This window comes from Bradyrhizobium elkanii WSM2783 (assembly GCF_000472865.1).
GTDB lineage: Bacteria > Pseudomonadota > Alphaproteobacteria > Rhizobiales > Xanthobacteraceae > Bradyrhizobium > Bradyrhizobium elkanii_A.
The window spans coordinates 17,625-42,166 of record NZ_AXAP01000050.1; the positions used below are offsets into that span (position 1 = coordinate 17,625).

The 24,542-nt window shown below is 56.8% G+C and carries 24 protein-coding genes and 2 pseudogenes; 21 read left to right on the forward strand and 5 right to left on the reverse strand.

Annotated elements, in window-relative coordinates; all coding sequences use genetic code 11:
• Positions 1-713 precede the first annotated feature (713 nt).
• Positions 714-1,130 (forward strand): autoinducer binding domain-containing protein, encoded by a 417-nt coding sequence (locus tag YY7_RS65205; protein ID WP_196237361.1) that lies wholly within the window; start codon positions 714-716, stop codon positions 1,128-1,130.
• On the opposite strand, the gene YY7_RS63635 is transcribed toward YY7_RS65205, so the two are convergent.
• Positions 1,041-1,442: a hypothetical protein gene (locus YY7_RS63635; RefSeq protein WP_245287485.1), complete on the reverse strand. Its 402-nt coding sequence runs from the start codon at positions 1,440-1,442 to the stop codon at positions 1,041-1,043. The two genes, YY7_RS65205 and YY7_RS63635, sit on opposite strands and share 90 nt — an antisense overlap.
• Before the next feature lie 49 nt (positions 1,443-1,491).
• Here YY7_RS63635 and YY7_RS64515 point away from each other — a divergent pair, with 49 nt between their 5' ends.
• Both YY7_RS64515 and YY7_RS64520 read left to right on the forward strand, forming a co-directional pair.
• Entirely contained in the window at positions 1,492-1,929 is a 438-nt protein-coding gene (locus tag YY7_RS64515; protein ID WP_051397045.1) for an acyl-homoserine-lactone synthase, read from the forward strand.
• Positions 1,926-2,135, forward strand: a complete 210-nt coding sequence (locus tag YY7_RS64520) for an acyl-homoserine-lactone synthase (protein ID WP_283807028.1) — start codon at positions 1,926-1,928, stop codon at positions 2,133-2,135. The genes YY7_RS64515 and YY7_RS64520 overlap by 4 nt, the downstream gene beginning before the upstream one ends.
• Positions 2,136-2,788: 653 nt before the next feature.
• Here YY7_RS64520 and YY7_RS65210 read toward each other — a convergent pair.
• Entirely contained in the window at positions 2,789-3,040 is a 252-nt protein-coding gene (locus YY7_RS65210; RefSeq protein WP_433994540.1) for a CGNR zinc finger domain-containing protein, read from the reverse strand.
• A gap of 1,146 nt (positions 3,041-4,186) precedes the next feature.
• Between YY7_RS65210 and YY7_RS0132495 the strand changes: the two genes are divergently transcribed.
• From YY7_RS0132495 to YY7_RS0132540, 5 genes and pseudogenes are all read left to right on the forward strand, one after another.
• Complete coding sequence (locus YY7_RS0132495; protein ID WP_028166857.1) at positions 4,187-5,800, forward strand: ATP-binding protein; 1,614 nt, start codon at positions 4,187-4,189, stop codon at positions 5,798-5,800.
• Positions 5,801-7,884: 2,084 nt separating this feature from the next.
• On the forward strand, positions 7,885-9,228 hold the full coding sequence (locus YY7_RS53490) for a glycosyltransferase (RefSeq protein WP_051397046.1): 1,344 nt from the start codon (positions 7,885-7,887) through the stop codon (positions 9,226-9,228).
• 658 nt (positions 9,229-9,886) lie between these two features.
• Positions 9,887-10,024 (forward strand): hypothetical protein, encoded by a 138-nt coding sequence (locus YY7_RS63640; protein ID WP_155255400.1) that lies wholly within the window; start codon positions 9,887-9,889, stop codon positions 10,022-10,024.
• Between the two features lie 137 nt (positions 10,025-10,161).
• Positions 10,162-10,610: pseudogene (locus YY7_RS63645) on the forward strand (integrase core domain-containing protein); the annotation flags it as partial.
• Between the two features lie 151 nt (positions 10,611-10,761).
• Complete coding sequence (locus YY7_RS0132540; RefSeq protein ID WP_028166860.1) at positions 10,762-12,264, forward strand: xylulokinase; 1,503 nt, start codon at positions 10,762-10,764, stop codon at positions 12,262-12,264.
• A 514-nt stretch (positions 12,265-12,778) separates the two neighbouring features.
• On the opposite strand, the gene YY7_RS0132545 is transcribed toward YY7_RS0132540, so the two are convergent.
• On the reverse strand, positions 12,779-13,075 hold the full coding sequence (locus YY7_RS0132545) for a hypothetical protein (protein ID WP_028166861.1): 297 nt from the start codon (positions 13,073-13,075) through the stop codon (positions 12,779-12,781).
• Between the two features lie 239 nt (positions 13,076-13,314).
• Here YY7_RS0132545 and YY7_RS65215 point away from each other — a divergent pair, with 239 nt between their 5' ends.
• Both YY7_RS65215 and YY7_RS53505 read left to right on the forward strand, forming a co-directional pair.
• Positions 13,315-13,611 carry an alpha/beta fold hydrolase gene (locus YY7_RS65215; protein WP_210164715.1) on the forward strand — a complete coding sequence of 99 codons (297 nt, stop codon included), beginning with the start codon at positions 13,315-13,317 and terminating at the stop codon, positions 13,609-13,611.
• Positions 13,550-14,011, forward strand: coding sequence for a hypothetical protein (locus tag YY7_RS53505; RefSeq protein WP_245287489.1), 462 nt, complete (start codon positions 13,550-13,552; stop codon positions 14,009-14,011). Before YY7_RS65215 ends, YY7_RS53505 begins: the two co-directional genes overlap by 62 nt.
• Positions 14,012-14,255: 244 nt before the next feature.
• On the opposite strand, the gene YY7_RS0132555 is transcribed toward YY7_RS53505, so the two are convergent.
• On the reverse strand, positions 14,256-14,450 hold the full coding sequence (locus YY7_RS0132555) for a hypothetical protein (protein WP_028166862.1): 195 nt from the start codon (positions 14,448-14,450) through the stop codon (positions 14,256-14,258).
• A gap of 554 nt (positions 14,451-15,004) precedes the next feature.
• The gene (locus tag YY7_RS56930) at positions 15,005-15,232 is read right to left on the reverse strand and encodes a LysR family transcriptional regulator (protein ID WP_028166863.1); all 228 of its coding nucleotides are present in this window, start codon (positions 15,230-15,232) and stop codon (positions 15,005-15,007) included.
• 332 nt (positions 15,233-15,564) lie between these two features.
• Between YY7_RS56930 and YY7_RS65220 the strand changes: the two genes are divergently transcribed.
• The 11 genes and pseudogenes from YY7_RS65220 (at position 15,565) to YY7_RS64820 (ending at position 24,494) form a co-directional block, all read left to right on the forward strand.
• Positions 15,565-15,732: a DUF3734 domain-containing protein gene (locus YY7_RS65220; RefSeq protein WP_433994541.1), complete on the forward strand. Its 168-nt coding sequence runs from the start codon at positions 15,565-15,567 to the stop codon at positions 15,730-15,732.
• A 323-nt stretch (positions 15,733-16,055) separates the two neighbouring features.
• Positions 16,056-16,853, forward strand: a complete 798-nt coding sequence (locus YY7_RS53515; protein WP_035691474.1) for an alpha/beta fold hydrolase — start codon at positions 16,056-16,058, stop codon at positions 16,851-16,853.
• 682 nt (positions 16,854-17,535) lie between these two features.
• Positions 17,536-18,576 carry a cytochrome P450 gene (locus YY7_RS53520; protein ID WP_245287486.1) on the forward strand — a complete coding sequence of 347 codons (1,041 nt, stop codon included), beginning with the start codon at positions 17,536-17,538 and terminating at the stop codon, positions 18,574-18,576.
• 197 nt (positions 18,577-18,773) lie between these two features.
• Positions 18,774-19,808 (forward strand): IS110 family transposase, encoded by a 1,035-nt coding sequence (locus YY7_RS0132575; protein WP_028166864.1) that lies wholly within the window; start codon positions 18,774-18,776, stop codon positions 19,806-19,808.
• 713 nt (positions 19,809-20,521) lie between these two features.
• Positions 20,522-20,659: a hypothetical protein gene (locus tag YY7_RS0132580; RefSeq protein WP_155255401.1), complete on the forward strand. Its 138-nt coding sequence runs from the start codon at positions 20,522-20,524 to the stop codon at positions 20,657-20,659.
• Positions 20,656-20,793, forward strand: coding sequence for a hypothetical protein (locus tag YY7_RS60840; RefSeq protein ID WP_155255402.1), 138 nt, complete (start codon positions 20,656-20,658; stop codon positions 20,791-20,793). The genes YY7_RS0132580 and YY7_RS60840 overlap by 4 nt, the downstream gene beginning before the upstream one ends.
• A 390-nt stretch (positions 20,794-21,183) precedes the next feature.
• Positions 21,184-22,128 (forward strand): helix-turn-helix domain-containing protein, encoded by a 945-nt coding sequence (locus YY7_RS0132595; protein WP_028166866.1) that lies wholly within the window; start codon positions 21,184-21,186, stop codon positions 22,126-22,128.
• A 111-nt stretch (positions 22,129-22,239) separates the two neighbouring features.
• Entirely contained in the window at positions 22,240-22,554 is a 315-nt protein-coding gene (locus tag YY7_RS0132600; protein ID WP_028166867.1) for a hypothetical protein, read from the forward strand.
• Between the two features lie 105 nt (positions 22,555-22,659).
• Positions 22,660-23,514 carry a GNAT family N-acetyltransferase gene (locus YY7_RS58720; protein ID WP_080663945.1) on the forward strand — a complete coding sequence of 285 codons (855 nt, stop codon included), beginning with the start codon at positions 22,660-22,662 and terminating at the stop codon, positions 23,512-23,514.
• A 157-nt stretch (positions 23,515-23,671) separates the two neighbouring features.
• A pseudogene (locus tag YY7_RS65225) lies at positions 23,672-23,842 on the forward strand (IS110 family transposase); the annotation flags it as partial.
• A gap of 163 nt (positions 23,843-24,005) precedes the next feature.
• The gene (locus YY7_RS64820; protein ID WP_349642693.1) at positions 24,006-24,494 is read left to right on the forward strand and encodes a trehalase-like domain-containing protein; all 489 of its coding nucleotides are present in this window, start codon (positions 24,006-24,008) and stop codon (positions 24,492-24,494) included.
• The last annotated feature ends 48 nt before the right edge of the window (positions 24,495-24,542 follow it).

Genomic DNA, 24,542 nt, shown 5'->3' on the forward strand with positions numbered 1-24,542 from the left:
CAGGTTATCTATTTGGGGCCATCTCTGCCTCAGCGCCGCAAGGGGACGCCAAACCGGGGCTATGCAAGCGGTACGGCAATGGCGGCTACCGGCGGTTGAATTCTTCACGTCCTCCATCGAATCAAATCGCACCGCGATCCATCGTATTTGACCGGTCATCAGGATCTCCAGGCGTCCCGTCGCGTTCAGTGGGCGACCGATAGCATGCGATTGCACCCGGGGGCCGTGGCCGAATCCCGAGCTTTGCAACATCGCACGTATGTGCAAATGCTGCAGCGGGAGATAAAGCGCTAGGAAAGTGACCGCGTTCGTGCGTCGCATCCCGCCGAACAAGGGAGGGACAAATGCGAAATGTGCTTCGGTCTGTGCGCATGCTCCCCTGGACCGCGGCTGGTGCCGCGCCGCTGAGCGGCGTGGCAAGTGGTGGTCTTGTAGGCTGGAATGGCGCTCCACTCTGCGCCGGGGCTCTCGAGAATCCCATATCAGCTCAAGTGCGGGGTCATCGCTTGCGCGTTAGCAATTGGTCGACAGCAGCGGACGCGTCTTTCGGCGCGCCATTAACACAATGATCTGGTCGAGAATACATTCCAGGAGTTTGTTGATGCCATCCACACTGCGGGCGATGCGACCGCATTTGAACGGGTTGCCGCACGGGTAGCGCAAAAGTTCGGGTTCCAGCGATTTGCCTATCTTCGCCTAACGGCGACACGCCCTTGCTGATCTCATCCTACCCGAAATCCTGGACCAGCCGATACTTTCATCTTGGATATCAGCAGCTCGATCCCGTGGTCATTCGCGCCCGGGTCGAACGCGACCTTTTCAGCTGGGGAGGGGCCAGTCGCGCGCTCGCCGGAAATCGAGCGCAGCGTCAATTCTTTGATGAGGCGACGACCTTTGGGCTTCGATCCGGGATTACGGTGCCGATTAGAGGCGGCTTCGGACGAATAGCCGCGTTCACGTTGGCGACAAGTGATCGCGAGATCAATCCGGATCGGCTTATTGGCGAATGGCGTGATGTCGTCCATCAAGTAGGTCTATATTTACATGCCCACGTGGCCTCGCGGCTCGACGTTCCTTTTGTCGCACAACAGCACACTGGAAGTGAACTGACCCAGCGCGAGCGCCAGTAGCTTGCATGGACGGCGCAAGGAAAGACGGTCGCCGATATCGCAGTCCTGGTCGCCATTTCGTCGCGTACCGTCGTCTTTCACCTCGAGAACGCGCGCCGCAAGCTCGGCGCGGGGTCGATTGCCCAATGTGTTGCGGTCGCGCTGCGTCGCGGCCTCTTGACCTGATCGACTTTCAGTTAACTCCACTCGACGAAATAGACGAGAATGCTCTGGCGAACCCGGCCAGACGAATGGTGCATTGTGTCCCAGCCAAACTGGTCTAGCGTGATCCAGCAGATCAAACGGCGCCTGCAAAATCTGACAGGCGATCACTAGCGCTTTTCTGGTTTCAGGGCCTCCCGGATAACTTGAGGAGGTCGGCATGCATGCCATCGCGCTTCACACGTCCGAATTTAGTCGCCATCTGGACTTGCTGACATCGATGTATCGCCTTCGCCGCCGCGTCTTCAATGACCGGCTGGACTGGAGCGTCTCGGTCGCGGGAGATCTGGAAATCGATGTTGTTTATGATGTCCTGAGCCGCATCTATCTTCTCGCCGTCTCGGATGAGAGCGAAGTCCTGGGTTGCGTCGGGCTCCACCCGACGACCGGACCGACAATGCTCGCTGATACCTTCGTCAATCTGCTGGCCAATAGGGCGGCGCCAAGCGACGAGCGTACCCTGGAAAGCTCGCGGTTTTGCGCCGACACCATGCGCTCCCTCGAGCCCGGCCGGAACGGATTCAACCGAGCAACCTTCGTGCTGTTCGCAGCAATGCTCGATACAATACGCGCAAGAGGAGCGCGCAATCGATCGTGACCGTCACTGATGCCCAAAGAGAGCACATTCTGAGGCGAGCCGGTTGGCCCTTGGAGCGACTGTCTGAGCCGCAGCCGGTTGGACCGACCGTGGCGCTCGCGGGCTTTCTTCACGATTCGGATCAGGTGCTCGATGCCATGTACCGGCAAGCCGGTGTCGACGGACCGGTGCTCGTCGCCACCGGTTCGGAACGCAATGCCGCCTGAACTCTCCTCGCGACGGAAAGTCTGCAATCATGCTGGCCGACCCGCGTCACAGCTGCCTCGTCTTATTGAACTTGACGCGGAGCGGAAGATCAAGCGTTTGCTCTTCGCCGAGCCCGAAGTCTGGCTTTGCTGTCGGCTTGCCGAGAAGTGTTTGGTGTTCCTCAAATCGCAATCGCCGACTATGATCGGGGCCATCTGACCGATCAGATCGTCGCTTCGATCGAGCACCTCGACATCGATTCTTGTCCTTGTGGCGGGATCCACGACTTGGGGCTCAGCTAACAGAATCAGCCGCTGGTGTCATCTTCCTGGGGGAGCATTCCTGGAGGAAGAGATGCTGATCGCGGCATTGGAGGAAGCAAGGATTCCAGTTCCACCCGGAGATGGGCGCGAAAGGGTTCGAGCGCTGGTTGATAGGTCATACACTTGAGCTCTCCGTCGCGGGCATAGACGTGAACGAACTCATGAGGACATACGAATCCTTGAGTTGATCTGGATCGGCGTGCGCGCGAGTGTCTGCCGCACTGGCTGGATAGCGTCGGCGAAAGCTTGTCGAACCGAAAGCTCCTCGCCTAGATCGGGAGCCGTTGTCGGTCGTGGAGCGCAGAGCGTGCGCCCCGTGTCCGCTTCTTTGGCCGGCAGCGCACGTGTCGCTAGCTATTTTCCCGGAACACCTTGCCTTTTACCTTGCTTCCGCACCGCGTCATGGAACACCATCCGCGCCGGCCCTCGGGAGAAGTTTCAACGAACAACATCCGGCAATCTGGCTCGTCACATGTCCGGATCAGTCGTGCTTGCGGTCCGGCCAACAAATCAATGGCGTCCCGGCGGGAGGCTTGGAATGCGAAGAACCACTCGAAAGACCAGCTGCGAGCCTGAGGGACGACAAGACCAGCAACCGGCAATCCAAAAAAAGCGAAAATGACCGCATCGATCTACCACATAAGTAAGCTGCCAATAGACATTGGCCCGGTTCTGCTGCGCTCGCCAAGTGCTGGACGCAAACCCGGTCAGCTGGCCATGGCCACCCGAAGTGGCTCGAGCGTGCGCCCCGAATTAAGACAACGCCGCTGAGCGGTGACGTCAATAGACATTCGAACGTGATGTTCTCTGCATTTCGAGAACGATGGAGGGTGACGTAGAAATCACGGGGGAGCTATTCGCGAGGCTGCAAATGTGCGCTTAAACCCTGATTAATGAGCGCTTGCTTCGAGTGCGGGATTTTCAAGAGAAGCCCTATCCGATGAGGTCCCTACTCGGGTGCTTCTCCTCCAAGTTTCTCAAGGTCCGTATGAAAATGACGAACCGCAACCTATCGGCGCAATGGCCCCTCACTTTTGGCTCCCACGAAGGTCCTCAGGACTATATCTTTCGTTGTTTTGATCGGAAAGGCCGCGACAAAACGTTCGCCGCGACATTGACGTTGACCATTGTTGTTGCAGCGGCAATTATATGACCGTTTATTATTGCAGCGGTAATTATAAACGACTTGCATATGGTCTCATCGGCCGCCTAATCACGCCCTGAGAAGCGGCTTTTCGCGGCCATATCCTAACCTTTGGCGGAATAGGCCAACAGCAAACTATAAATTATGTGGCATCGGATTCGTTGTATCCCCCACGCTTCTGCGGTCGTCGCCAGCGATTGCAGGAATGCCCAACCACACCCCAAGAAGTTCCATGGCCGCGTGCTCTTGAGGATCGCGGTGCGGGCGCCGCGTTTGTTATTGGCCGACTCAATACAGCCATTTGGTGTCCTTTCGTTTGAAGTGGTGAAAAGTTGCAGATGTCTTCGCCATTTCTTCCGCTCGCTACGAGTGGATGATTTGCTAAATGTTCGGCGGGGCTCGCATATACCTTCGCAAGACATAAGTAGTTTGAACGGGCATTCCGTTTTCGGGAAGCCCGCTCAACAAGCATCTCGCTCGATTGGATGAGAAGGAGCTCTCACTGGTGAGGTGACTTCTGGTCAAAGAGCCTTCCTTTCGGGGGCGGTTGGTTGGTGGGGGCGGACTCCATCATGTCTGATAGAATTGGTGGACCTGGTTTCATATGAAATTCGCAAATGATGTCCTCGATCTAGAATTGATCGCCAAGGCGATACAAAACATTTCCAGTGAAACCAGCTATAAGGGGCTAGCGGAGGCGCTCCTCCGCGAAGCGCTTAGCTATTGTGGGATTGGGCGAGGTGCCGTTCTGCTTAGCGAAATGGGGAAATTGCTTGCGAAAGCGGACGCGGACTTTCCTCACGACGAGGCCTGGATCTTTGTTTCGCAACCTCCGCCTCGTCGCTGCCGACTATCGGCCGAGATCAAGGAAAGGGTCATTCATCTGCAGGAAGCTGTTGTAAAATACGTTTCCGCAGACGATGCGGCGTTTGTTGAACCGACGGAGAACTCCCCGTACATAACCCAGTTGTTCCTGCCCCTGATTCGTCAAGGATTGACCATCGGCGGCCTCTATTTGGAATCTGGTCAGGACAAGGGGATTTTTACTGATAAATGCATCTCGGTATTGTCCATATTTGCTTCGCAGGTGGCCGTCTCTTTCGAAGCTGCTCGGCTTTTCGAGGCGCTGCGCGAGACCAATATGTGGATGGTCGAAGGGCAAGAGATCGGACGAATGGGTAGCTATCGCTACAACCCCCGCACCCAACTCTCAAGAGGGTCTCGCGAGTGCTACCGAATATTGGATCTCGACCCTGCTCTTAATCCGCTGCCATGGCGCGCGTTTCAGGACTGCGTCCATCCCGACGACCTCCCTGGGGTGGAGCAAGCGCTGGCGAACACCATCAACACGGCATCAACGTACAGATTTGAATACCGCGTCATTCATAAGGACGGTTCGGTACATCATGTCGTCGCGGTAGGCAAATTCGATCGTGGTCCGAATGGGGAAATGGAATTAAATGGGATCATAGCTGATGTCACTGCCCGAAAAGCATCGGAGCGGGCTCTCGCAGACGCGCGGAATGAACTAACAACAGTTTCGCGCCTCGCTTCGATGGGGGAACTTGCGGGTTCCATCATTCACGAGATTAATCAACCGCTGACCAGAATCGTTATGAGCGCTGAAGCCTGTCTAGGATGGTTGGAGCGAACTCCCGCCAGGCAGGATGATGCCCGAAAGGCCATGTTGCGCGTGATCGAGCAAGTCTATCAAGCGAGTGATGTTATCTCTGGCCTGAGGTCATTGGTCCGGGACGCACAGCTCAAGTTTGCCGACATCGATATCAACGATGCGATCGAAGAGGTCCTCGAGCTCCTGAAGAGAGAGTTTGAGATTGGCAATGTCGCGCTTCAGACACGCTTCGACAGATCACTGCGCAATATCAGAGCGGATCGAACTCAGATTCAGCAGGTCGTACTCAATCTCGTTCGGAATGCAATCGAGGCAATGCTTGACGTCAACGGGAGGAGCCGGGTCCTTACTATTTCGACAACGGCAGAAGAGGATCATGCTTTAGTGCGCATCATTGACACAGGCACAGGTGTCAACCCGTCGATGAAAAATAACCTCTTCGCCGCGCTAAACACTACGAAGGAGGCAGGCCTCGGCCTTGGCCTCTCGATTTGCTACAAAATAATCTCTGCCCATTCAGGACGTCTGTGGTTGGCGGAAAGCACGGATTCGGGCGCGACATTTGCGTTTACCGTGCCGTTCTGAACCAATGCCAACACCGATTTTTCCGACGCTTCCACAGACCGTTTGTCGGTGTCGTCACATTTCGCAGTCTAGGTCGCGTTGCTTTTTTCACTAAACTTGGCCTGAAGGCGTCGAGAGCGGATTGTGCGGCTCTTTCGCGGGTCCGGAGCGATCGCGCAGGTAGGTATCGATACCTGAAGCGCCGCCTTCGATTTCGTCGCGGCTCTGATATTTAAATGTCCGGAGCGTGTCGACATAACTTCGCTCCAGCGATTCAAGCGCAGAAGATCTGCCTGCCGGATACTTCCATATCGTGTTGCCTCACTTGGTTATGAAGACGAGCTGAAGGTGCATTGTACCCTCTTTCCATATGACGCCTTCCGAACCAAGCTTCAAGGCACTCGTAATGATTGTTACGGTGCAGCAGAAGCAAAGGCATAAGCACAACTGCTCCCTTTGGCACATCCACGCCGCAAAGTTCATGCCTTCGCGCAGCCTGCCGAGCTGTCATGAAAGCGGGGGAATAAGACCGCATCGCTTCATCGGAATTATAGCGCGGGTAGTCTCAGCTTTGGAAGGCTTTCTGCAGCGTGGTCGGGAGCAAGATTGACTGCGGTCGCCTCTTCGGTCACGGCCGTCTGCCACTCCGGTATCTGCGGGAGCAAAAACTGGCCTGGAAAATCGTAAAGGACGTATTCTCGTGTCCCCCCAAACATCATTGTCACGACTTCGCCGGCCAGGATGCCATTCGGAATGGGTTCTATAAGCCTCCGCGAGCACATCGAACAAATCCCTGGGTGCATTGAACCGATCCAACTCTTGTCTGTCGCGGATGATGCTCCTGAGCAGTTGCGTCCAACGACGACGAAATAGTTTTCTGCGCAAGCCGAGCAAGGTCGGTACGCCCCTTGGGAGAAGGAAATCCGAGGCCGTGGGCGTCCCAACGTTGCCACATAGCACGACACCACGCGTCTAGTTCTTCGCCGAACTTCGCTGTCTCCAATGAGAACATGAGGTGGAGGCGATGTTCAAACTAAATTCCTGTAGAAAATTGAGAAGATGGATGGGCCGATCTCTCGACGCTTCGAGGCCGGCGCATGCAACTTCCGCACACTTCATCATGTGTACGGTAAGCGCCGGCAGGTTCCGCGGCGCGCAGACCGGAGCGAGGACTTGGCGCACTTGGCGCTGTCGACGCCAATTTTTGCGCTCGCTGACGGATAGCCCACGACCCAGAAACGGGCCAAGCAGACATCACGGCGCGGCGACCCTGCTGATACAGTTCAGTGGTGGTCGATAGCACTTTGCGGATCGCGTCGGGCGAGTTCGCAGGCACGAGCGCTCAACCTAGAATCGTTCGCTTCGCAACGGGCTCAAACAGCTCGATGGGAATGCGCTGAAGGCATTCCGGCGCAGCATCGAACAAATATGAAGTCCGGTTGCATTGTCCTGCGCCAGAGGAGGCATCGCTGGAAGGCACATCTTCGAGAAACGCTCGACTGAATGATGAAATTGAAGATCCGAATGGTGCGTACGAAAATCGAACTTTGGACCTTCCCTTGTGATGGCGAGGTGACCCACCGGAATTAGGCTCAGATCAGCGCGGGTCTCCTGTCGGCGCGCCGATAAGGTATAAGCGTTTGATTCGCCTAAATAACAAGCTTGGGATTTTGCGTTCGGTCAATCGCAAGAACCGGATGTTGCGAGTCCTCGCCTACAATCTCACACGGGTGATGAACATCGTCGGCAAGCCGAGCCCAATTGCAGACATGCGCACCACTTTGAAGACCAGAAAGTGTGTCCAAAAGCGCGACAGCGCGTCCCCTAGAGCCACCTTGGCCCGCTGTTGGACGATCCGACGTGAAAACATCGGCGGCCTGCGCCGGCCGCTTCCGAGCTGTCCGTTTCTATACAACCAAGACCTTCTCGGACATCGGACTGTTTAGGCAATGACGTATCCGCCGGCGGCGCCCCCTCGGCGTTACGACGGTAACTGCTTCTCCTGCGCGGGAAATGATCGGGTGACACCGCGGCGATCTTGTCGCTGCATAGGTGGGGATGCGCGTGCCTGCGCTTCGTGAACGTTCCAAAGGGGAGATGATGACGTGAAAATTCTAATTGCTTGCACCGCCCTCACGGGCCACCTGAACCCGATGCTGTCGATCGGGCGTATTCTCGTCGATGAGGGCCACGAGGTGGTGTTCCAGACTGCCAGCGTGGTGCGCGACCGCATCGAAGGCGTCGGGGCGATATTCCGGCCGTTTCCGCCGGAATACGACTACGATCTGCGAGACTTAGACGCAGTATTCCCCGAGCGCAAAACTCTTCCGCCGTCAGAGCGCGTGGCCTTCGACATCAAGCAGATTTTCACGGCGCCAATTCCCACGCAGCACAAGGGTATCCAGGAGGTCTTGCTGGATTTTCCGGCCGACGTGGTCATGGCCGACAACTCCTTCCTCGGAACCTACCCGATGCTGCTCGGGCCACGGGCAAACCGCCCGAACGTCATCACCTGCGGCATCATGTTTCTGCCGTGGCATCGCGACGACGGAGCGCCGGCAGCGTTGGGGTTGCCTCCGGCGCAAAACGACGCCGAGCGCGAAAAATACGCTGCAGCTGCCAAGGATGTTGAAATGAACAATGTGGCCCTTATTCGCTACATGAATGACTGTCTGGCGGAAATGGGCGTCGGTCCGATGCCTGCCAGTTTCTTCGACACCATGGTCCTTCTTCCTGACGCCTATCTGCAGTTGACGGTTCCGAGCTTCGAGTTTCCACGCAAGGATTTGCCGAAATCGGTTCATTTCGTCGGCCAGCTGCCTATCACGCCGAACCAGGCGCCGCTTCCGACATGGGCGGGGGATCTCGACGGCTCGCGCAAGGTGGTGCTGGTGACGCAAGGGACCGTATCCAACCACGATTTTGGTCAACTGGTCGTCCCAACCCTGGCGGCATTGGCGGACGATCCGGATCTGCTCGTCGTGGTCAGTGCTGGTGGCCGTTCGATCGACGCCATCCCCGGCCCGATTCCTGGCAACGCGCGCCTCGCAAGCTATATACCGATGGAATGGCTGCTTCCGAAAGTCGACGCCTTGGTTACCAACGGTGGCTATGGCACCGTAAACCAGGCGCTCAGCTTCGGGATTCCGATCGTTGCCGCGGGACAGACCGAGGACAAGGCGGATGTGAGCGCCCGCATCGCCTGGTTCGGCGTCGGTATCGACCTCAAGACAGACGAGCCGACACCGCCGGCGCTACGCGAGGCGATCAGCTCGGTGCTCGGTCAGCCTGGTTATCGGGCGCGGGCGACGTCCATTGCTAGGCAGTATGACAGCATCGATGCACCGTTGCGAATCCTCCAGGTCATCGATCAGGTGGTGAACATTCGCGCGAACCACGCGCCTGAAGCGGACGACGGGGGCGGTTCAGGGAGCTTAAAGAAGATTTGAACACCGAGGCCGATTACGGATGTGACTTTCGATCCGTGCAAGAAATAATCACCCGTCCGTGGCAGCAAAGGTCGTCTCCTTTGCAGGGTTGACGAGAGGATCCGGCGACGGCGGTTACTGGCCCAGGGTGTGAAAACGCTCTATCTGCTGCGATCAGCGAGCTAAGATTCTCTGCGATTTGCGGGCGCTTTGTTGAAGGGTTGGATAGTGGACAGAGCACGCTATTTTTTCCGGCGTCGCTCGATGATTATGTGACCGAAGACAATCCAGTGCGAGCGGTCGACATGTTCGTTGACGGCGTCGACCTCGATAAGCTCGGGTTCGCCGGTGTCCAGCCACTCGACACCGGCCGACCCAGCTATCACCGGGCACCATGCTCAGCTCTAAATCTGTGGCTATCTTGATCGAGTTCCGTCGAGCCGACGCCGGGGCGGGAATGCCAGCAATCGAGATGAACCGGTTGACTGGGCAGTTGGCGCCGCAGTTCAAGACGATCGTGGACTTCCGCAAGGACAACGGCAAGGCAATTCGTGGGGTCTATCGCGCGTTGTCTCACCGTGCCGCAAGCTTGAGCCGGTCAGTGCCACGAGCGTCGCCATCGATGGATCACAGTTCAAGGCTGTCAACGCAACAAGACGAGAACTCGAGCGAGGCCACGATGAAGCGGCGTCTCGAGCGGATCGATGAGAGCATCGTCCGCTATCTCTTTCAGCTCGACACCGCCGATCGCCATGGCGATGCGGTACCGAAGGCGAAGATTGAGCGGTTGAAGGGCAAGATCGAGAGGTTCAAGTAGGAGATCGTCCGGCTCAACGCAACCAATGCGGAGATGATGAAGAGCGAGGACAAGGAGATCTCGCTGTTCGATCCTGGCGCATGCTCGATGACGAAAGTGGCAAAGACAGCCACGCGATTGAACGAGACCTGGGCGATAACTTTGTCCACGATCAGCTGGAGACCGGTCGAAAGCTCCGCGTGCTCACGGTTATCGATATCTTCTCCCGCTTCTCGCCTGCATTGGAGCCGCCATTCAGCTTTCGCAGAGCTGACGTCGTGGAGATACGGGAAAGTGCAAGAAAGTGAGATTCCTGGCGGCGATCCGCATTCGATCAAGGCACCGAGTTCGTGTCGCGCGACCTTGACCTGTGGGCCTATCAGCGCGGCGTCACGCTGGACTTCTCCCGGCCGGCAATCAGACCGACAATGCCTTCATCGAAGCCTTCAACGGACGCTTCCGGGCCGAATGCCTCAATGCACACTGGTTCCTGAGCCTTGCTGCCAAGGAGAAAGTGGAGGATTGTCGCAGGTGCTACAATGAAGAGCGGCGCCATGGGCCGGTCGGCAACAGGCCAGTTTCAGAGCAAAAAACTCCGAGACTCTAACCGCCGCCGGATGAAAACTCAGCGGTAGATCATTACTAATGAAGCACTAAAGTATGCCAGCTGAAATGAAAATGAAACTAAGACGCTGCAACGTTAGCAGAAACACCCCTTCAGGCAGGTGTTTCCTACTAAATTACTCAGCAGAAAATCGATGAGCACGTTCGTTGCGGCATTTGACGTCGGCACAACATCTCTGAAGGCGATTTTGGTGACGCGGGACGGCAAAATTTGTCATGAACGTAAAGCTGCCTTGACGACTCGGATGACCGAAGACGGTTTGGTTGAACAGGATCCCCAAGAGTGGTTTGAAGCCATGTGTTCCGTCACATGTTCTTGGTGGAAAGCTGGTGTGAAGCCGTCATCCATCTCGATCATTGCAATGACAGGACAAATGCAAGACCTTATTCCAATAAGTCTTGAGAAAAGAGCTCTATGCCGCGCAATTCTTTATTCCGATATGCGAGCGGTGGCAGAATCAGAACATATAAACGAGCTCTTTGGAAAGAGCTTCCTTCGAGAGCAACTCGCAAACACAATGACCCCGGCTTCAATTTTGCCCAAGATGCTGCATTGGCGCAGGCAGTTCCCACAATCATTTAGGAGGACGCACCGCTATCTATTTGGCGCCAAAGACTACCTCATCATGATGCTTTGCGATCGTTTGGTATGCGACCCAACGACAGCGTCGACGACGGGACTATTTCTGCACGGCGTGCAAAGGTGGTACACAGACATTCTGGAGAAATGTGACTTTTCCGTTTCATTGATGCCTGACATCGAAACGGCCGGTAGTGTCGTCGGAAGCGTTAACCGGTCCGCATCGAAGTGGACGGGCTTCCTCCAAGGTACTCCCATCACGTGTGGAGTTGGTGACGCAATGGCTGCTACCCTGGGTGCCGGCATTGCCGAGATGAACGAAGCTTATATCTATTTGGGAACAACGGCGTGGGTTGCTAGTTTTGTCCCGTCAGTTCCGCTAAAGCTCCCTGCCAATGACGCCATATACACGCTTGCGGGGCAAGACAAAGACAAGGACCTTCGTATAGCACCTGTTCTAAACGCGGGTAATATAGTGTCTTGGGCACTTACCCTAGTTGGCTGCAAGCCAGGGGACGATGCCACCCGATTCTATGAATTGCTTGAGAAAGAAGCGGCAGCTGCAGGCGATGTCGCGCCTCTAACTTTTGTCCCTTATCTCAATGGGGAACGCTGCCCCATCCAGACAGACGGGCAATGTGGCGCGTTTGTTGGGATTTCTGCGGGAACGACAATGGGGCAGCTTGCAAGGGCTGTCTTTAATGGCTTGGCCCAATCGCTGCGTTGGTGTGCCGAGTTACTTGATGTATCGGAAAATGGAGCCCTGCGCGTGGTTGGCGGCGGGGCTCGTAGCGCAGTTTGGCTACAAGCAATAGCCGATGCATTCGGCTGTCCGTTGATTGTTAGCGGTCGCTCTGAAATTCAGCCGGCCTTGGGGGCAGCTTCAATTGCAATGCAGACTATCGGTTGGGCCGATACGCGTTCGCATTTTCCCCTAGACGATGACGGTCGTGTGCTTATTGTGCCCGATGTAGATCTTTCGATGGCGATGCGAGACGGACACAAGCGTTTCAAGCGGCTATCGGAGGTAATAGTCGGTCTTGAGAGGCGCAGCTGACCGGGGTGACCAGCTTCGGCGAAGGCGCCTGCGCGTTTGTCGTGTCTAGCTTGCAGATGTGAAATGAAGGTCTGATCGTGTGCCGAATTGTGGGACTGTTCCCGGTCTGAGGCGACGAAGCTGCTTTGGACCTGCTGTCGATATCGCGAAACTCAGACGGTGCATATTGGCAAGCTTAAAGGTCCAAACTGACAAGCGCCCGTTGTCGGCCCTACACTGGGATGTGTTTCGGCGTGGAACAAGGGCCTTGACTCACATATGGAACGGCGCCGGCTGCAAGGTCTTCTGGTTAAACAAGAGATGACGGTGCGGTCATATATTCGGCGTTTGAGCGCGGCACCTGGCCGCTGGCCACGATGATCTGCGCGGAAGCAATCGCCCAATCAATTTCTCGCGCTCGAAGCGCAGTGAGTCAGGCGGTCTGATTGCTGCCAGGAATGTCGTCACTCGGGTTCATCCAGATTTGCACCTTGCCTCCTCGGCAGCTCCTTTATCTGCCAGAGAACTCTTGAATTTAGGATTTCAGCATCGCGGCTGGCGGCTGATGATAATAGATGCCTCCACTGACCAGCAAGGCCCAGATGGTACGAGCAATCTTGTTGGCGAGCGCCACTGATAGACCTTGACCGGCCGCCGTTGCAGCATTGCCTGGATCCAGAGCGGGACTTTCAAGCCTCCTGCCAGCTTCGCCTATGGGCAAGATCTCTCGAATGAGAACTTTCGGCGACTTCGAGAAGGCGCGCACCATCCTCCGTGATGCGGAGGAGCCGATCGCGCGATCGAAGAGTGCGACGCCCGTTTGCTCCTCCAAGCGAGAGTTTCGCTGCCAGTGTCGCTGGCGATCACGATGGGTCGCCGCGCTCGACGCCTTCTGGGTCGTTTACTTGAGCCAAGCCTGTGCATCGCCTTCTCTGGGACGCGCAATCACAGAATGCTCAATGTGCGGGTTCACACTTCGACTTGGCTAGAGCCTTTCAATATGACCTGACTATCGTCGGGCGCGGAACAAAGTGGACGTGGTTCGGACCCGGCCATAGTAGGAGGACGGCAATGACTACCTTCGTTCTTGTCCACGGTGCATGGCATGGGGGCTGGTGCTACGAGCGGGTGGCACGGCTGTTACGTCAGGCTGGCCACGAGGTCTACCCGCCGACTTTGACCGGCCTCGGCGAACGCGCTCACCTGATGAACCGCGGAGTCGATCTCGGCACGCACGTACAGGATATCGTCGGCGTCATCCGAGGATTTGTCGAATGTGGTGCTGTGTGGCCATTCTTATGGTGGCATGGTCATCACTGGCGTCGCCGAGCGGATCGCGCCGAAGATCCGTTCGCTGGTCTATCTTGACGACTTCGTGCCCGAGAACGGCAAGTGTCTGCTCAACTATCTTCCAGCTCAACAGTCGCAACAGGTTCGTGACGACGCAGCCCAGAACGGCGACGGTTACAAGATCACGCCGATCCCGGCGGCTGTTTTTGCCGTCAACGCCCACGACGCCGCTTGGGTGGATGCCATGTGCGTCAAGCAGCCGCTGGCGTCCTTCGAGCAGAAGCTCGAAATCAGCGGCCCGAAGATGCCGAAGCGGGTGTACATAGTTGCGGACGGGTGGGAGCCGTCGCCGTTCCAGCAATTCGGCGCGCGCTTTGGGGCCGATCGAGACTGGCAGTTCATCCGTTTCGGCGGCGGCCACGACGTGATGATTGATCAGCCGGAGGCACTTGCCGTCACGCTCATTGCCGCCGCCTAGGGATATGCACGCCTGGCTGTCTCCGGGGGACGAACAGGTTCGCGTGCGGTGCGACGGCGCGAACGAAGATCACGGTTCTTGCTTGAGGCCGCCGCCTCGAACTCGGGCCTAGCTCATTAACCGTACTTCTTGGGCTCCGGGGCAATGCAATGTTTGTTCCTGAAATGGACGGCGATTTCCGAATTCGGGGGCTGATGGAATTCTATAACGACGTTACGTATGATTTGCCTATAGAATATCGCAATCAGGCATTGAGGTCGGCTAGGTTATTGGCGTTGCGCCAACAGTGCTCCGCTTTCTTCATTAGCTCCGAAGCGACCATTTGGCTCTGAAAGCGCTCAGCGGCGTTGTCAGTCCAAGACATAATTCGATGCTCCGCAGCCTCCTCATACGCGTCACCTTCGCGCGCCAAATCCCCGGCCGTCATTTTGATGGTCATGTGAAGTCTCCCTCGGGTGCGTCGAAGTCATCTAACGGCCGATGCCAGTCCGGGCGCAGAAACCGGCATTGCTCCCTGATCTCGATTGCCTCGGCGCTGTTGCCGTAATCGCAATCACCGCAGCGCGAGCATTATGATCGCGACGGCAATCGGATCATTCCGGACCATAACATGTGGAAGTCCCGAATTCTTTGCTGGCCAGGCGTTCCGTGTAGGCCAAAAGAGCTTCAACGTATGCCGCGGCGCTAATCACGCAGTCCGCGGTGTTGACCGAGAAGCGGGAGCTCATTTTGAACTTTTGTGTGGCTTTGGCCCTGCGAAAAACCCAATCCCGATGTCGCTGCGGACCCTCGAACGATGCGGTCTTGATGTGAAAGCTCGGCCGGCGGTGCGGCTCACCACGACGTCGGAGGTGTTCCGAACTTGTGCATACTACCCATCGAATCTCACCGACGCGCCTGCCAACCAAGGCGCTGTTAACATGACCGGCGGAGTTATCAGGAGCTCTCCTCGCGGCGCCCGATATTCGCCCACCGCTGCACGGTCAGCTTCGGTCAGTTCGCCAGTGCGCGGCGCGCAGATGCGAGGAAGGCAATACCAGATTCGGTGAGAAGAAGCTTCCGTGTCATGCGTACCACAAGCTGCGAGCCGATAAACACCTCCAAATCCGAGACGCGCCGACTGACTGTCGGCAACGGGACGCGCAACGCTTTCGACGCGACCGACAGGCTCCCGCCGTCCACCAGCGCGATCAAGGTGCGGATGGCTTCGAAGCGATCCATTAGACTAAATTCCGCTACTTGAAAGAAAGGTGCCTCTAAATGCCGCAAACCTTCGATTTCCGATAGCTTCCAGAGGCGGGCAGGTGTGCGTTATAAGCGCCCGACGTATGTGCGTACTTTCGGAAGCCTTCCGCACGTTTGTAGATTTTGCACTAGCGGCGCTTGGCACCATGGTCGACTTCAGTTCAGTCATCCGATGACTTCCGTTTTCGACGATATTCACGTGTTGATTCCGTGGTTTTTCGCCGTTCACCTCTGGAATCCCGCCGGGCGCCGAGTCGGTCACAATGGGTGAGGTGCTCAACCCATAATCGGGTCGGATTGCAAGTCACATGACGCGCCAACACGAGACACACCGTCTCCGCCACGTTATCGATGAGCTTGTCAGACGACTCCAGGAGAGTGAGCGGAACGGTCCCGCGGTACGGGAACTGTCAGGCTATGGTTACCAGATTCGTATGCACGTAGTCCGTCTCCTTGCACCCCAACTCGAAAAATAGGACTCACACTAAAGATGTTGACTATAGCGCGAACGGAGTCGCCAGCCGCTGGGACGCTGGTTACGCATACAGAAGTCGATGTTGCAGCGCGAGCCTTGGAATGGCGAGTTCAATCCATTGACGGCGTACTGCTACATGAACAGGGAGGATCGCTCTCACTCAAGCAGGAGCGACGCGCGCCTCACCGCAGGCCGGCTGAATCGCAGCGATTACATCTGCCCCGATATCACGCGTCTGCGTCACGGCGCCTTGAATTGACGCCAAGTATGATACGCATCACAGTAAATACTGGATGAAGGCATCATAAAATCGAAGGTAAATTCATGGCGACAACGAATGTGGTAAACGTCGATGGTGCGCGCGTCGCATATCGATTGCACGGGCGTGGTCCTGCTGTGGTGCTCGTAAGCGGCACAGCCGCCCTGGATATGCATTGGGGCCCAGTGATCGGAGAGCTCGCCAGACACCGGACCGTGATCAGTTTGGACTACTCAGGCTCCGGAGACACAACAGATGACGGCGGTGCGCTTAGCCTGCAGAAGCTTGCGCATCAGGTAAGGGAAGTGGCCGGCGCAGCCGGCGTGGAGCGGTTTGATCTAATTGGCCATTCCCTCGGAGCGGCGATTGCAATTCAGCTTGCAGCCAGTTCCGCAGATCGGGTCCGATCCCTCATTGTGGTCGCAGGCTTTTTGCGGGGCGCAGAGCCGCGGCTTAAGCTTCAATTCGAGCTCTGGCTTGACTTGCTTCGCACCAACCGCGGCGCATTTCTCAAGCTACTGTTGCTCTCGGGACTCACGCCAGCGTTTGTTTCGAGAGTGGGTATTTCGACGATCGAAGACATTGTCAAAGAGTACACGCATCTCGCTAATTGGGAGGGGATTGCACGTCAGGTCGAACTGGATCTGGCTGTTGATGTAAGCAGACAGGTCGAGAGAGTCACCAGTCCCACGTTGGTAGTGAATTGTGCTTACGATCAAATCGTCACACAGACACCCGAATTGGCCGCGAGCATTCCCGGTTCAACGTGCCAGGAGATCAGTGCCGGGCATCTGGCATTCTTCGAGGGAGCCGATCAATTTCTCTCGTTGGCTACCGAGTTTCTGCGCCGACACGACGCGTAGGTATTGAGGAGAGTGCTCATGAGAGCTCAGATTGATCCGTTTCTTGGCAGGCCTGCCCGATCTACAGACATTTGTGGGCACACTAAACCGGTTGGTTGCTTAGGGAGGGTTCGGCTTTAGAGGTTTGCCGAAATATACATTCGTGCGGCGCTCTACCGACGTATTTCAGGGCGCGCTTCTGGCTCTGGAAAGCCAGTCCGTAACCATCTTTCGGCCGGTCATCCTATGACGGTAAGGTTCACATTCGGGCGATTAGCTGTGCCGCTGCGTCGTGGATCACATTCATATGCACCGGCCCAACGAAAAGGCGCTCCATGACGCTTAGGACGCCGCCTTACCCGAGTAACGCAAATTGTCGAGCCTGAAATCTCCCTGAAATAATTCAAGTGCCTCTTCAGCTCGCGCCTTTGCAGCAGCAAGGGAGCTACATGGGAGGTGTTCAAGATGACCAACGCAGCAATCGTGCCCAAACATATCGCTGAGGCACTCGTATCGCCCGGGGCTCACGCCGAGCGTGATGTACTGTTTTCAAGCCTGCGCTGGCTTCGGGTCAATAACCCGGTCGCTCTCGTCGAGGCTGAGGGTTACGATCCGTTCTGGCTCTTGACCCGACATCGGGACGTGTACGAAGTGAGCCGGCAAAACAGCCGGTTCCACAAATGCCGACCGCCCGGTCACTTTGGTGGACCGAGAGCGCGAAGCGGCGATGCGGGCTAAGACGGGCAAGCCGCATTTCATCCGCCTTCTAATTAATATGGACGAGCCCGATCATCTGAAGTTTCGCCGAGTGATCCAGGGCTGGTTCACCACTCCCAAGCTCAAAGCGTTCGAAGCGGACGTCCGGGCCATCGCCAAGGCCTCCGTTGATCACATGGCTTCGCTCGGCGGAGAGTGCGATTTCGTCCGCGATGTCGGCCTGACCTATCCTCTGCGCGTGCTGACGAAGCTCATCGGTATTCCGCCCGAGGACGAGCTCCTGATGCTGAGACTGACGCAGGAATTGTTCGGCCGCCAGGACGAGGACCTTCGCCGCAAAAGCGGGCTGACGCACCGAAATGAGTCCAACGATCTGGCGGAGGTGTACGCCGAGATCGAGGCGTATTTTGCGCGGCTAACTGATGCGCGCCGTCGCCGAGCCAGCGATGATCTGGCAAGCGCCATCGCCAATGCTCGGATTGATGGCGCGCCGATCCCGCATTTCGAGGCGTTCTGCCTTTACCTTATTGTCATGACGGCCGGACACGACACTACATCCTCGTGCACCTCCGGCGCTATCTGGGGCCTCTGCGAGAGTCCGGGTGAGCTGCGCAAGCTCAAAGAGAAGCCGGAACTGACCGAGACGCTTGTCGACGAGGCGATCCGCTGGACGAATCCGGTCAGCCATTTCATGCGATCGGCGAACGAGGATGTCGAGCTGGGAGGTCGGTCTATTCGCAAGAGCGATTGGCTGATGCTGTCCTATTTTTCGGCCAACAACGATGAGACCGTGTTTGACGAACCCGAGCGGTTTCGGGTCGATCGTAACGCGTCCCGCCATATCGCATTCGGTACGGGCGCCCATGCTTGTATCGGCCAACATCTCGCGCGGCTGGAGATGCGCATTCTGTTCGAGGATTTGATTCCACGCCTCGACGCTCTCGAGCTGGCGGGCAAACCGAAACGCTCTGCTTCCTCGTTCGTCGGGGGGCCCAAGCCGGTTCCGCTGCGCTTCGTCTTGCGATAGGAAGTGCCAGTTGCGACGGGAAGAGCTGCACGACGCGCGGGGGGCATCGATCGCAACCGAAGCCGCGGTATGACACTAGATGCCGTAATGGGCCCTGCTCCGAGCAAGGGGTGATGATGGTGGCTGTCCCCCGATAGATGATGAAACGGGGTCACGACGTTGAGTCGGCCCCGAGCATCCAGAGACGGAGGACAGCCGTGGAGAACTATGCCGGAATCGATGTGTCATTGGAACTGTCGAGCGTATGCGTTGTGGATGCCCAGGGTAAAATCCTGAAGGAGGCGAAGGTCGCGAGCGAACCTGACGCCTTAGTTGAATTTTTCGAGACGCTTGGCTTTGCAGTGAAACGGATCGGTCTGGAGGCTGGGCCGCTTTCGCAATGGCTGCACGCAGGACTGAAAGCAGCAGGATTGGAAACGGTTCTGCTGGAAACGCGGCATGTAAAGGCCGCACTATCTGCGATGACGGTCAAGACGGATCGCAAGGATGCGCGCGGGATCGCCCAGTTGATCCGGATGGGATGGTTCCGGCCGGTACACGCAAAATCGGTCGATGCGCAGGAGATCCGGGCACTCCTGATCGCGCGCAAACAGCTTCTTGGGCGACTGATCGATGTGGAATTGAGTATCCGCGGGATATTGCGTGGTTTTGGGCTGAAGGTTGGCCCGGTCACGCGGAAGAATTTCGAGGCGCGGATCCGAGAGTTGGTTGCGGGTCAATCGACATTGGAGCGCATTGCTAGGGCAATGCTCTCGGCACGATCGGCTTTAAAGGCAGAGTACGGAAGGCTACACAAGGCTGTGCTGGCAACTGTGCGTGACGATGCGATCTGTCGCCGGCTGATGACAGTGCCAGGCGTCGGTCCCCTGGTAGCTATGACCTACAAATCGGCGATTGATGACCCCCATCGCATCGCAAAATCGAAGGCGGCAGGCGCGCTGTTTGGGCTCACGCCAAAGAAATACCAGTCGGGAGAAAAGGACGTCACGGGCGGAATCACGCTGGCCGGAGACGATTTAGTACGCACGGTCTTGTATGAGGCTGCCAACGTTCTGCTATCGCGCATCACGCGGTTCTCAAAACTCAAGCGTTGGGGGATGGACGTCGCCAAGCGGCGAGGCTCGAAGCGCGCAAAAGTGGCTCTGGCACGTAAGCTCGCAGTGATTCTACATCGGATCTGGGTCGACGGCACAACTTATCGATGGGCAGAAGCGGGGCCGATCGCAACATAGAACACGTCGAGGAGATTAAGAACGCAACCGGGCTGAACTGAAGCCCAGTGCCCGAAGTCCCGTCGCCGGGACGGTGGATCCGGTGAAGCCGTTACACGCCCAGTGGCCGTCGTCTGACGAACCACGCGTATCTAGATAGGCTCACCGCTCCCTCTGACAGCATGATGTGGCGGCCAGGCGTTGACCACGGACAGAAGCATGAGTTCGGCGGCGTGACGTTCACTCGGGAGGCTTGACATCATCGGGCCCATTACAGAAGGGCGTGTAAAGGCGGGGGCGCTGAGCGGACCGCCCCCGGGCGTCAATCATGGAGATCGAGGGAAGGCGCGGGGCGTCGCTTCCTCTCGGCTGATCACTTGAGGCCGAGGGGGGCGGAATTGATGCCGCACCGCGGGATGAGTTCGCACCTGTGCGGCGTCTGGTGAAACGGCCCCAACTCGTCGAACTGCGAGCGGCCTTTCCGCAAAACGTAGGCAGATGACCGGTGAGGTTGATGGCGGTTATTGCTCCACAGCCGCGTTTAGGCGCGCCAGTGCAAGCAGATTCATTCTTGCAAGAGCAACTGTCCTCATGATGATTGTCAATCCTGGCGCCGTTCGTCTGGCACGAACGGCTGGAATGCTCGATAGCTGCCTCGCTCCTTTGGGATGTCGCGTGGTACGGCTGGGCTGCCATATCCGGATTTGATCCATGAGCGGCCGGGCTCCTGGGGAGTGCCCTCGATCGGCAAGGCCGGTCTCGACGATCAATCCGCTTGGGACAAGACCGAGCAAGCGATCTTCACCTCGTTCTTCATCGGAGCGTTAACGGCTGTTGCTGCGGTCGCCGCAATCAAGGCGATCAAAAAATGACCAATGATGCCCGCGACCGCGTAACGCACGTGGAGACGAAGGTCGAGCACGTCACCGAACAACTCGCCGACATACAGAAGAAGGTCAACGAAATGCATGATCTTCTGATGCAGACCAGGGGATGCGCTGGTTGATCGTCGGCATGGCTGCGGTGGCAGGCTGCCTCGCTTCCTTCGCGCCGAAATATCTGCCGTTCGTCAATAAATAGAAGTTCGCCATTCCATGACGTCAAAAGTGCGCCTCAGCATCGAGACGAGCAGAAATTTCTTGTCGGCTTTGCTGCAAGGACGGCAGTCGAGTGGCCGTCCACCGCAGCGCCATTCTCCGCCCATCGAGACTAAAGGGAGGTTCACGCTGGAGGCGATCACGATCGTAACAGATCGCAAACCTGACATTTGTGAATGAAACGGTGTCACGTTTCCGAGGCCGAACAGTCCAGGGCTCTGGAAACATGTGGCCGGAGGAACCAGTTTTCAGCAGCAAACAGGTGTATCCAAGGAGACTCGAAAAGAAATGGGGGGCCGATGACGCTCGCAAGCGCAGAGTTTCTCAACTCACCTGAATTGGATATCGATGCTTGGAGAGAAGCGCTTCTGCAGCAGTGGGGGCGCTATACACCAGTGGCGAGGGAGTTCGGCCCCTTCACTGGGCGAGCACGTGCTCGAAAGCCATTCGGGTTCGTCGGCGTGGATCTAAGCTGCAACAATGCCGACCGCGTCGTGCGGACGCAGCGCGACACTCGCTTGGATGGGGCGGATTATTACTTCGCCCTGTTCCAGATAGCTGGCGCATCAACCATCGTGCAGAACGACCATGAGGCGCAACTCGTCGTGGGCGATGTTGCACTGGTAGATTCGTCTCGGCCAGGGGCATACATCGCCGAGAGCGGCTATACGCAATGGTTTTCGTTGCAGCTGCCCCGGCGTTCACTGGTCTCTCATCTCGGCTTCAACCCCGAGGGCGCTCTTATCGGAAGGGACAGAGCGGTTATCGGGCGTGCTTTGTTCGACCTTGTACGAAATGCCGATAGGGCCGACACCTCAACATTCCACTCGTCACATTTGCAATTAGCAATCTACGATCTCGTCGGTGCATTGCTTGCTCCATCCGGACCTGCAGAACTGTCTCTTCATGCCGACAAGTTGTTCAAGCGCGTCTGCGATCTCATAAGGGATGGCTACATCAATCCGGACTTCGGTCCTCGCGAGGTGGCTACCGGCGCGGGTATCTCGCTGCGTTATCTACAGAAGCTCTTCGCAGCCCGTAATTCGACCTGTAGCGAATTCATTTATTCGCTTCGATTGGACCACGCCGCGCGGCTTCTTCATCGCCGAAAATTGATGAGGACAGAGCAACCCATCAGCGAGATTGCTTACGTTTCCGGGTTTCGTGACTACACAAATTTCGCTCGAAAATTTCGGCTCCGGTTCGGTCACTCTCCATCTTCTCATAAGCGTGATCTCGCTTAGCTCAGGGCGCTTCCGTACTGCTGAACGTTCGTCGTTCGCTCAGGACATCCCACCTCGCGCGACGTAAGTTGCGCGTCAGCGTGGGAATGCCGCTCTAAAAGGAAAGCCATAGTGAATACCACCTCTGCGCAAGCGATTATCGCCGATAAGGATGCAATTGAGTATGCCATCGCCATGCTCTCTTTGGCCTTTGACACTGATCCCATTGCCGCCAGTGCTTCGGAACGTCCGCTGAGACAAGGCTGGAGGATGACAATGAAAGTTCTCATTGCTTGCACTCCTGCGACCGGCCATCTCAATCCACTGCTTGCGGTCGTTCGTGGCCTTATCGACGAGTGGCACGAGGTTACATTCCTGACCGGCTCGGCCATCATAGCGATGTTACAGAGTAAGGTGAAATCGTCTGTCGAGCGCAGTGCTCAGTGACATCAAGAGGAGGAAACAGAGTGCCTCCTAGCTCAAATCTTTCTGTAGCTCGGACATCGGGCTGCTGGCACTTACCGATCATTCCATCTAATTCGGAGAACAACCATGAGTCTACTGCGCGAAGCCGAGCCAACTGACGCAAAGATGTGCGGTACCGTCTGCTTTGATGCATTCAAGGCAATTCACGGTCAACACAACTTGCCACCAGATTTTCCTAGCGCCGACATGCTGGTTGAGCTTCTCGCTGGATTGATTTCTCATCGTGGTGTCTATTCTGTGGTAGCAGAGCAGGACGGCGTGATCTTAGGCAGTAACTTTCTTGATAGCCGAAACTGGGTAGCGGGAGTCGGCCCCATCACCGTTGATCCAACTGTCCAAAGCGGCTCCATTGGACGTCGGTTAATGCTTGACGTACTACGGCAGGCCAGTGACAGAGGAAAGGTAGGCGTCCGGCTTCTGGTGGCTGCATTCCACAATCGCGCCTTCTGCCTGGGCTCGAAGCTTGGCTTTCAATGTCGGGAGCCAATCATAAAACTAGGCGGGGATTGCCTAAATGTCGAAGTTCCAGGCTATATAGTGCGGCCAGCAAGTGTTGAGGATATCTACGCTTGCCACGCGCTTTGCGTACGAGCTCACGGATACGATCGTAGCCCCGAACTGAGTGACGCCATCGCACTGGGTACCGCACGAGTCGTCGAACACCGTCGCCGTTTGGTGGCCTACGCAAGCGACGTCGGCGTCTTTGGCCACACTGTCGCTGAGAATAACGACGGATTGCAAGCTTTAGTGGGCTCAGCAGAGCGATTTTCAGGAGCTGGCTTCTTATTGCCAGCTCGCAACCATGAAATGCTGTTTTGGTGTCTGGCGCGCGGCCTACGGGTACTTTACCAAATGAATTTGATGACTATTGGTTCGTATATTGAACCAACCGGCTCCTACCTTCCGTCGGCTTGGTATTGAAACGCTTCAATCGAGTAGATTGTTGAGAAGACATTCCACGTCTATCCCGATGTCTGCAATCCTAACTCACGTTCAGGCATTGAGCCTTCTACCGGCTGATGAGCGGAGCAGTCGCCAGCGCAGCTAAGGCTGCAACCATAGCAGAAACGATCGTCATCATGAGCAGATCTGCAAGCAACAAAGCAAGTTCGACAACAAAGTCCCCCAGTTAGCGAATTCGGATGAGACGACGCGTCGCCCGATGACGGTTCTTGGTGTCGGCGTCGTGGCCGCCTTGACGTTCTGCCATACGATCGATGACCCATCGCGCTTCCGATCAGCATCGACGCCCGCTTTGAGCGCCATCCCGGTTTACTACGAAATTCGTGCTTGGGAAGAATCCAGCAAAATATGCCGAGTTGCGTCAATTCCTCGAAAGCAGAGCCGGCCGCTGATCGCTAATTCAACAGGCAACGGCGGCGGCGATCTGGGCTGCCCGGAGCTCATCATCCATGTCTAGTCGTATCGAAGATTATTCACTCATTGGAGACTGTGAGACGGCTGCGCTCGGCTCTAAGGAAGGTTCGATCGACTGGCTCTGCTGGCCTCGCTTCGATTCAGGAGCATGTTTTGCGGCGCTGCTTGGCGGGGCGCACAATGGTCGCTGGCGAATCGCACCCGTCGTCAACTCTGCAGCGGGTACCGAAATGCGGGTCACGCGCCGGTATCGGAAGCACACGTTGATCGTGGAGACGGAATTCGCCAATGCGGACGGCGCCGTCGTCCTGATCGACTTCATGCCGCTTCGTGGAGTCCTGGCCGTAATCACATGTCGTGCGTCTGGTCGCGGGGAAGCGCGGCACTCTGGCGATGCACATGGAATTGATCCTGCGGTTCGGCTATGGCGGGTGGGTGCCTTGGGTTTCTCGTCGAGAGAACGGCGACCTTCTCGCGATCGCCGGGCCGGACACGGTGCTTCTGCGCACGCCAAGCGAGCTTAGGAGCGAGGGGTTCTCCACCGTCAGTGACTTCGTCTTGTCGGCCGGGGA

Bases quoted from the DNA above. Each gene is read 5' to 3' on its own strand.
- YY7_RS64515 (WP_051397045.1), top strand. From the start codon at position 1,492: ATGCATGCCATCGCGCTTCACACGTCCGAATTTAGTCGCCATCTGGAC.
- YY7_RS0132495 (WP_028166857.1), top strand. From the start codon at position 4,187: ATGAAATTCGCAAATGATGTCCTCGATCTAGAATTGATCGCCAAGGCG.
- YY7_RS63640 (WP_155255400.1), top strand. From the start codon at position 9,887: ATGAAGCGGCGTCTCGAGCGGATCGATGAGAGCATCGTCCGCTATCTC.
- YY7_RS0132540 (WP_028166860.1), top strand. From the start codon at position 10,762: ATGAGCACGTTCGTTGCGGCATTTGACGTCGGCACAACATCTCTGAAG.
- YY7_RS65215 (WP_210164715.1), top strand. From the start codon at position 13,315: ATGACTACCTTCGTTCTTGTCCACGGTGCATGGCATGGGGGCTGGTGC.
- YY7_RS53505 (WP_245287489.1), top strand. From the start codon at position 13,550: ATGGTCATCACTGGCGTCGCCGAGCGGATCGCGCCGAAGATCCGTTCG.
- YY7_RS0132555 (WP_028166862.1), bottom strand. From the start codon at position 14,450: ATGACCATCAAAATGACGGCCGGGGATTTGGCGCGCGAAGGTGACGCG.
- YY7_RS56930 (WP_028166863.1), bottom strand. From the start codon at position 15,232: ATGGATCGCTTCGAAGCCATCCGCACCTTGATCGCGCTGGTGGACGGC.
- YY7_RS65220 (WP_433994541.1), top strand. From the start codon at position 15,565: ATGACGCGCCAACACGAGACACACCGTCTCCGCCACGTTATCGATGAG.
- YY7_RS53515 (WP_035691474.1), top strand. From the start codon at position 16,056: ATGGCGACAACGAATGTGGTAAACGTCGATGGTGCGCGCGTCGCATAT.
- YY7_RS60840 (WP_155255402.1), top strand. From the start codon at position 20,656: ATGACCAATGATGCCCGCGACCGCGTAACGCACGTGGAGACGAAGGTC.
- YY7_RS0132595 (WP_028166866.1), top strand. From the start codon at position 21,184: ATGACGCTCGCAAGCGCAGAGTTTCTCAACTCACCTGAATTGGATATC.
- YY7_RS58720 (WP_080663945.1), top strand. From the start codon at position 22,660: ATGAGTCTACTGCGCGAAGCCGAGCCAACTGACGCAAAGATGTGCGGT.
- YY7_RS64820 (WP_349642693.1), top strand. From the start codon at position 24,006: ATGTCTAGTCGTATCGAAGATTATTCACTCATTGGAGACTGTGAGACG.